The organism is Aeromonas sp. 602396, assembly GCF_049173735.1.
In the GTDB taxonomy this organism is placed as follows: Bacteria; Pseudomonadota; Gammaproteobacteria; order Enterobacterales; family Aeromonadaceae; genus Aeromonas; species Aeromonas veronii_A.
Map to the genome: position 1 here is coordinate 123025 of NZ_JAAKSD010000016.1, position 6324 is coordinate 129348.

The 6324-nt window shown below is 59.1% G+C and carries 6 protein-coding genes and 1 riboswitch; of the genes, 3 read left to right on the forward strand and 3 right to left on the reverse strand.

Translation table 11 applies throughout. The annotated features are described in order from the left end of the window. Positions 1 to 34: 34 nt before the first annotated feature. Positions 35 to 337 carry a P-II family nitrogen regulator gene (locus G5229_RS17745; protein WP_005321666.1) on the reverse strand — a complete coding sequence of 101 codons (303 nt, stop codon included), beginning with the start codon at positions 335 to 337 and terminating at the stop codon, positions 35 to 37. 4 nt (positions 338 to 341) lie between these two features. Next, positions 342 to 1268, reverse strand: coding sequence for a sodium-dependent bicarbonate transport family permease (locus G5229_RS17750; RefSeq protein ID WP_040069609.1), 927 nt, complete (start codon positions 1266 to 1268; stop codon positions 342 to 344). Positions 1269 to 1377: 109 nt separating this feature from the next. Here G5229_RS17750 and G5229_RS17755 point away from each other — a divergent pair, with 109 nt between their 5' ends. The 3 genes from G5229_RS17755 (at position 1378) to murI (ending at position 5308) form a co-directional block, all read left to right on the forward strand. Further along, positions 1378 to 2280, forward strand: a complete 903-nt coding sequence (locus G5229_RS17755) for a LysR family transcriptional regulator (RefSeq protein WP_421209856.1) — start codon at positions 1378 to 1380, stop codon at positions 2278 to 2280. A gap of 35 nt (positions 2281 to 2315) precedes the next feature. After that, positions 2316 to 2494, forward strand: a riboswitch (cobalamin riboswitch). A gap of 51 nt (positions 2495 to 2545) precedes the next feature. Further along, on the forward strand, positions 2546 to 4396 hold the full coding sequence (locus tag G5229_RS17760; protein ID WP_421209858.1) for a TonB-dependent receptor domain-containing protein: 1851 nt from the start codon (positions 2546 to 2548) through the stop codon (positions 4394 to 4396). A gap of 108 nt (positions 4397 to 4504) precedes the next feature. Next, positions 4505 to 5308: a glutamate racemase gene (murI, locus tag G5229_RS17765; protein ID WP_216979762.1), complete on the forward strand. Its 804-nt coding sequence runs from the start codon at positions 4505 to 4507 to the stop codon at positions 5306 to 5308. 7 nt (positions 5309 to 5315) lie between these two features. Here murI and G5229_RS17770 read toward each other — a convergent pair whose 3' ends face one another. Beyond that, positions 5316 to 5807 carry an RNA recognition motif domain-containing protein gene (locus G5229_RS17770; RefSeq protein WP_005339200.1) on the reverse strand — a complete coding sequence of 164 codons (492 nt, stop codon included), beginning with the start codon at positions 5805 to 5807 and terminating at the stop codon, positions 5316 to 5318. Between the last annotated feature and the right edge of the window lie 517 nt (positions 5808 to 6324).

Sequence of the window (6324 nt, forward strand, 5' to 3'; positions counted from 1 at the left end):
GCTTTTGGTAAACAAAAAGAGCCGGCAAGCCGGCTCAGAATTTTTCGGGTCGCACGATTTCGACCGGTTGCAGAAAGGCGATCATGGCGTAATCGGGGTAGTAACGACTCTGCAGATGGGCCAGCAGCCGCTCCGCCTGCTCCCGGCTGCAGATGGCCTCCAGCCGGATGTTGCCGCTCTCGCTCCAGCTGGCGTTGCGCTCGCCATGATCGCCACGACCGCGGGCATCTGTGATGGTGTAGCCGCGCAGCCCCTCGCGGGTGAGGGTGCGCAGCAGGGTCGGCTCCAGATTGGCTTCCGTAATGACGGTCAGCAGGGTGCGGGTCTCGGTCTGCATGTGGCTACTCCGTGAAGTGGCGGGCCCAGCTGTGGTAGAGCGGGATCCCCAGCATGATGTTGAACGGGAAGGTGACCCCCAGCACGGCGCTGAGGGACAGCCCCGGGTTGGCCTGAGGCACGGCGATGCGCATGGTAGCCGGCACGGCAATATAGGAGGCGCTGGCCGCCAGGGTCGCCAGCAGGGTTAGTCCGCCGAGGGAGAGGCCCATCAGCTGGCCAGCTGCCAATCCCAGTCCCGCCGAGGCGAGCGGCATCAAGAGGGCGAAGCCGAGCAGGAAGAAGCCATGCTTGCGTAAGTCCTGACACTGACGGGCGACAATAAGGCCCATCTCCAGCAGGAACAGCGCCAGCGCCCCTTTGAACAGGTCGACAAACAGCGGTTTGAGCGGGGCAATCCCGTCCGGCCCGGCCAGATAGCCGATGGCCATGCCGCCGAGCAGCAGGGTTACCCCTTTGCCGAGGAAGGTCTCGTGGGCCAGCATGCGCCAGCGGGTCTCGCGACTGATGCCGCGGGCGAGCACTATGCCCACCAGAATGGCCGGGATCTCCATTACAGCCAAGAAGATGGAGAGCTGGGATTCAAAGCTGATGCCCCGCTCGGTGAGCCAGTTCACCCCGACCGCAAAGGTGGCGACGCTGACCGAACCATAGTGGGCGGCGGTAGCGGCGGCATCCACCCGGTTCATCTTGAGGCGCAGCACGGCAAAGCCGAGCAGGGTCTGCACCACGCCGAGCAGGATCACCAGCGCAAGTTGCGGCAGCAGGGGTTGCAGGGATTGCTGGGCCAGACCGACGCCGCCCTTGAGGCCGATGGCCAGTAGCAGAAAGAGAGAGAGGGTGTCGTAGAGGGCGGGCGGCAGCTTGAGCTCGGAGCGCACCAAACCGGCCAGCAGACCAAACAGAAAGAAGAGTACAACAACGTCCAGCATGATGGTTCGCAGGGCAGTTCAGATAATGTTTGCATGCTAGAGCCCGCAATGTTTCGATAAAATCAGATTCTCGCTGATGGTTGTTCGGTAAAAACTGATAGGGAACGGCATGCTCAACTACAAACAGCTCTACTACTTCTGGCATGTGGCGCGCTGCGGCAGCGTGACGCAGGCCGCCGAACAGCTGCATCTCACGCCGCAGACCATCAGCGGTCAGGTGGCCGAGCTGGAGCAGTCCCTCGGGGTGGCGCTGTTCAACCGGGTGGGGCGGCGTCTGGTGCTGACCGCTGCGGGTCGGCAGGCGCAGGAGCAGGCGGGGGCGATTTTCTCGCTCGGCGCCGAGCTGGAGCACACCCTGCGCCACGCCAGTCAGGAGCTGACAATGCAGGTGGGGATCGCCGATTCGGTACCCCGCACCCTGGCGTTCGAGCTGCTGGCTCCGGCTATGGCGCTGGCAACGCCGCTGCGGCTGGTGTGTCACGAGGAGCGGGCCGAGCAGCTGTTCAGCGAGCTGGCCCGTCACAAGCTGGATATGGTGCTGATCGATCGCCCGCTTCCTCCCGACAGTGGTGTACGTGGCTACAACCACGAGCTGGGGCGCAGCCCGCTGGCGCTGTTTGCCAGCCCCGAGTTGGCGGCGCGGGCGCGGGACGGTTTTCCCGCCTCGCTGGAGGGCTTGCCGCTGCTGATCCCCGGAGAGAAGTCTGCCACTCACGATCGGCTGCTGGAGTGGTATCGCCAGCAGGGTATTCATCCCCATCTGGTGGGACAGTTTGATGATTCCACCCTGATGAAGTCGTTCGGCAAGGCGGGGATGGGGATCTTCCCGGCACCGCTGGCAATGGCTGACGAGATTGGCCGTCTCTACGGAGTGGAGCGGATTGCGACCCTCACCGACGTCACACTCTCTTACTATCTGGTCTCGGCAGGGCGCCATCTCTCCCATCCCGGGGTACAAGCGGTAATGGAGGGGGCCCAGCTGCGGCTGACGGTGCTGGCTGGCAAGAAATAGAAATCTGGATGGCTATACATCCAGCTTGGCTCTGCCTATAATCCTCCCGCTTTGGCGCATCATGCTTAATAGGGAATCCGGTGAAAATCCGGAGCTGGCGCGCAGCGGTAAGGGGGAACGAAGCGACATCAGGGCACTGCCGTCAGGCGGGAAGCCGTCGCCGTAGGCCATCAGCCCCCGAGCCCGAAGACCTGCCAGAGTTCGTATTTCGGGCCGAGAGAAACCGGCCACGAAGTAGATACTTACGCGAACTTAAGGATCTCTCATGTCGAAGAAATTTCTGGCGGCTGCCCTGTTGCCGACGGCAGCGTTTGCCCAGCAGCTGACCATTCCCGTCAATCCCACCATGGTGGTGACCGCTACCCGCGTCGCCCAACCTGCCTCCAGCGTGCTTGCCCCGGTCAATGTGGTGACCCGGGACGAGATCGATCGCCTGCAAGCCCAGACCGTGACCGATGTGGTCAAGACCCTGCCCGGTGTGGAAGTGGTCAGCAATGGTGGTCGAGGCCAGCTCAGCTCGCTGCGGGTGCGTGGTGGCACTTCTTCCCAGACGCTGGTGCTGGTGGATGGGGTGCGCAGTGCCTCTTTGACCGCCGGGATGACCGAACTGAACAATCTGCCACTCAATCAGGTCGAGCGGATCGAGTATATCCGCGGCCCGCGCGCCACCATCTACGGCTCCGACGCTATCGGTGGGGTGATCAACATCATTACCCGTCCCGACAAGGGGACAAATCAGCACAAGTTCAATATCGGTGCTGGTTCCCATCAACAGCGTCAGGCCGCTTTCAGTAGTGCCAGCCAGGTAGGTGAGGCGGGTCAGCTCAAGGTGGCTGGCGGTTTTGATGATGAAGAGGGTTACAACGTACACCCCTTGCCCGGCATCAACGATGGTGACCGTCACGGGCATCAGGGCTACAACGCCATGCTGGACTACCAGCAGGCGCTCGGCAGCAATTGGGATCTGTTCGGTACGACCCGCTGGTTCCGCAATGTGGCCCAGTATGCGGGGTCTGATACAAACTATGCGCCGCATCGAGCCGAAACGTGGACTGAAAACCAGAGCTATCAGCTGGGGTCGCGCTATCACGATGATCGCTATCTGAGCGAACTGCGCGGCGCCTTCTCCAGACAGGATGCCTACGACTATCTCGACAATAGCGGCCGTGATCAGGCCAATAACCGAACCTACACCCGCCAGTACAGCCTGAACTGGGTCAACAGCTTGAAATTGAACGAGAGCTGGACGCTGGGAGGCGGGGCCGATTGGCAGAGTGATCGACTGGATGATCGCTCCCGCTCCTCCGGCGCCACATATCCGGCCGACGCCAAAGAGCGGGACAATACCGGCCTCTATGCCCTTGCCCAGTTCGACAACCAGACCTGGCAGGCCGAGCTGAGCGGCCGCAGTGATGACAACGAGCAGTTTGGCCGCCACAACACCTGGCAGACCGGCGCAGGCTGGCGTTTTGTCGAGGATTACCGCCTGAGTGCCCGCTACGGCACCGGTTTCCGCGCCCCCTCCTTTAACGACCTCTACTATCCGGGGTCAGGCAATCCCAACCTGAAGCCGGAAGAGTCGAAGAGCAGCGAGCTGATGCTGGATGGTCAAACTGCGGGTGTCGAGTGGCGAGTGACCGGTTATCGCAACGACTTCGAGCAGATGATCCAGTGGGCACCTGACAGCCTGGGTATGTGGACGCCGCAGAACGTCGGCAAGGCACGGATCGAAGGTGTCGAGCTGGAAGGGGAGTTCGACACTGGCTGGTTGAGTCATAGGGTCTCTGCCGAATACAAGGATCCCAAAGACAAGGTAACCGACAGGCAGTTACAGCTGATCTCCCGCAAAGGGGCCAAGTGGGTGACGCAGGCGCAGTGGCAGCAGCTTGATGGTTCCTTGAGCTGGATCTATCAGGGTGAGCGCTATGGCGATGTGGCCAACACCACAACACTTGGTGGCTACAGCGTGTGGAATCTGGCGGTCGGCTACAAGGTCACTCCGGCGCTCAAGGTATCTGGCAAGATCAACAACCTGCTGGATAAGGAGTATCAGACTGCAGTGGGGTATCCGGCCGATGAGCGCGCTTACTACGTGACGATGGATTACTCACTCTAAGCCGGACCCGGCCAAGCGGAAAAATCTGGGGTCCTGCTATTGGCAGGGCCTTTTCTATTGGCGGCAGGCGGGAGTATGATCGCCGCCTTGCAGCAAAGGGGAGCTCAAGTGGCCAATATTCTCGTGTTTGATTCCGGTATGGGTGGCCTGACCATCTACCGCGAGATCCGCCGCGTTCTGCCGGCACACAACTATTTCTACTGCTTCGATAATGCCAACTTCCCCTATGGTGAATTGAGCGAGCCCGCCCTGATTGCTGCCTGCACCCGCTTGGTGACCACCATGGTGGCCCGTCATCATATCGATCTGGTGGTGATTGCCTGTAATACGGCCAGCACCATAGCGCTGCCAGCCCTGCGTGAGGCACTGGATATTCCTGTGGTGGGGGTGGTGCCAGCCATCAAGCCTGCCGCTGCACAGACTCGCAATGGTTGTATCGGTCTGCTGGCTACGCCAGGCACTGTGAGCCGCGACTATACCCACGAACTGATCGCCCAGTTTGCTCCCGGCAAGCGGGTGCTGCTCAAGGGCACCACCGAGCTGGTCATAGAAGCCGAACACAAGCTGGCGGGCTTGCCGGTCAATATGGCGTTGCTGCGCGAGGTATTGGCCGACTGGCTGGATGGGGAAGAGCAGCCGGATACGCTGGTGCTCGGTTGTACTCACTTCCCGCTACTTAATGAAGAGATTGGGCAACTGATGCCGCAATGCCAGCTTATTGACTCGGGCAGTGCTGTTGCCAAACGGGTGGCCTGGTTGCTGAACAATGGCGGGCATGCCACCGTGCAGCCTGTACATATAGAAGAGGTAATTGCCAGGGCTTACTGTACCCGGCTGGATGGGGAGGCTCAAAAACTGACAGCCCCCTTGCAAGCATGGGGGCTGTCATCACTGGAAGAGGTGAAGTACTGACGAGCGGTTAGGCGTCAGTTTCGCTACCTTCTCTTTCCTCTTTATCACGTTTGTCATTCGCTTCACGCACCTTGAGGGTGCGCTGCTGATACTCTTTATCATTCAAAGCGGCAATCGCTTTGGCGGCATCGGCGGCGGGCATCTCCACGAAACCGAAACCTCTGCGCTTGCCGGTTGCCTTGTCTTTCATCAACCGCACGGAAATGACCTGGCCCTGTTCGGCAAACAATTCGCGCACTGCGATCTCATTGGCGCGATAGGGCAGGTTGCCTACATATAAGGTGCAAGTCTCCTGATTGGCGATCGACTCGGCAACATTAGCCGGGGTTCGCTTCAGGAACAGCGGTACCACGAAACCGCCGATGGCCAGACCTGCTGCAAAAATCACTTCCGCTTTCAAAGAGAACTGCAGGGCCTGGGCAACCAGGTAGCCAACCACTGCCAATACCAGAGCAAGGATTGCGGCCTGCATATATACGGGAAACTTGGATAAATTCATCTTAAAAGACCTTTTGTAAATGAAAGCAAAAAAGGTGCAACACTATATTCACCTCCATGGTAACCAGCTTTCCTGATTGGCGCTACCATGGACCACTCGGGAGAGGTTATCGGCTCCAGTATGGCATTCCCAAGGTCACTGAAGGCGACATAAATGACGCTAAAATGGGAGTGAAATAACCGGATTGTGGATAACATTGTATATATACACTGAATAAGCTGTTTCTAATTGAATAATTTGAAATTTTCGTGATTATCTTCAAAAAAAGTCTTGTCATCGCAGCGCCGCCCCCTATAATGCGCCCCTACCAGCACGGCGGAACACGCCAACCTGATGAGCCAGCTTCCTAGCGAAGTGGGCGCCGAAAGAAAAGCGAAAACAATCGCTTGACTTTCGGAGTGAGGAGGGTATTATACGCCACCTCAACGCGACAAGCGTGACGCTCTTTAACAATTTGAATCAAGCAATCTGTGTGGGCACTCACAGCATCGAGCATCAAAAACAATTTTTGATTTTC

Bases quoted from the DNA above. Each gene is read 5' to 3' on its own strand.
- G5229_RS17745 (WP_005321666.1), bottom strand. From the start codon at position 337: ATGCAGACCGAGACCCGCACCCTGCTGACCGTCATTACGGAAGCCAAT.
- G5229_RS17750 (WP_040069609.1), bottom strand. From the start codon at position 1,268: ATGCTGGACGTTGTTGTACTCTTCTTTCTGTTTGGTCTGCTGGCCGGT.
- G5229_RS17755 (WP_421209856.1), top strand. From the start codon at position 1,378: ATGCTCAACTACAAACAGCTCTACTACTTCTGGCATGTGGCGCGCTGC.
- G5229_RS17760 (WP_421209858.1), top strand. From the start codon at position 2,546: ATGTCGAAGAAATTTCTGGCGGCTGCCCTGTTGCCGACGGCAGCGTTT.
- G5229_RS17770 (WP_005339200.1), bottom strand. From the start codon at position 5,807: ATGAATTTATCCAAGTTTCCCGTATATATGCAGGCCGCAATCCTTGCT.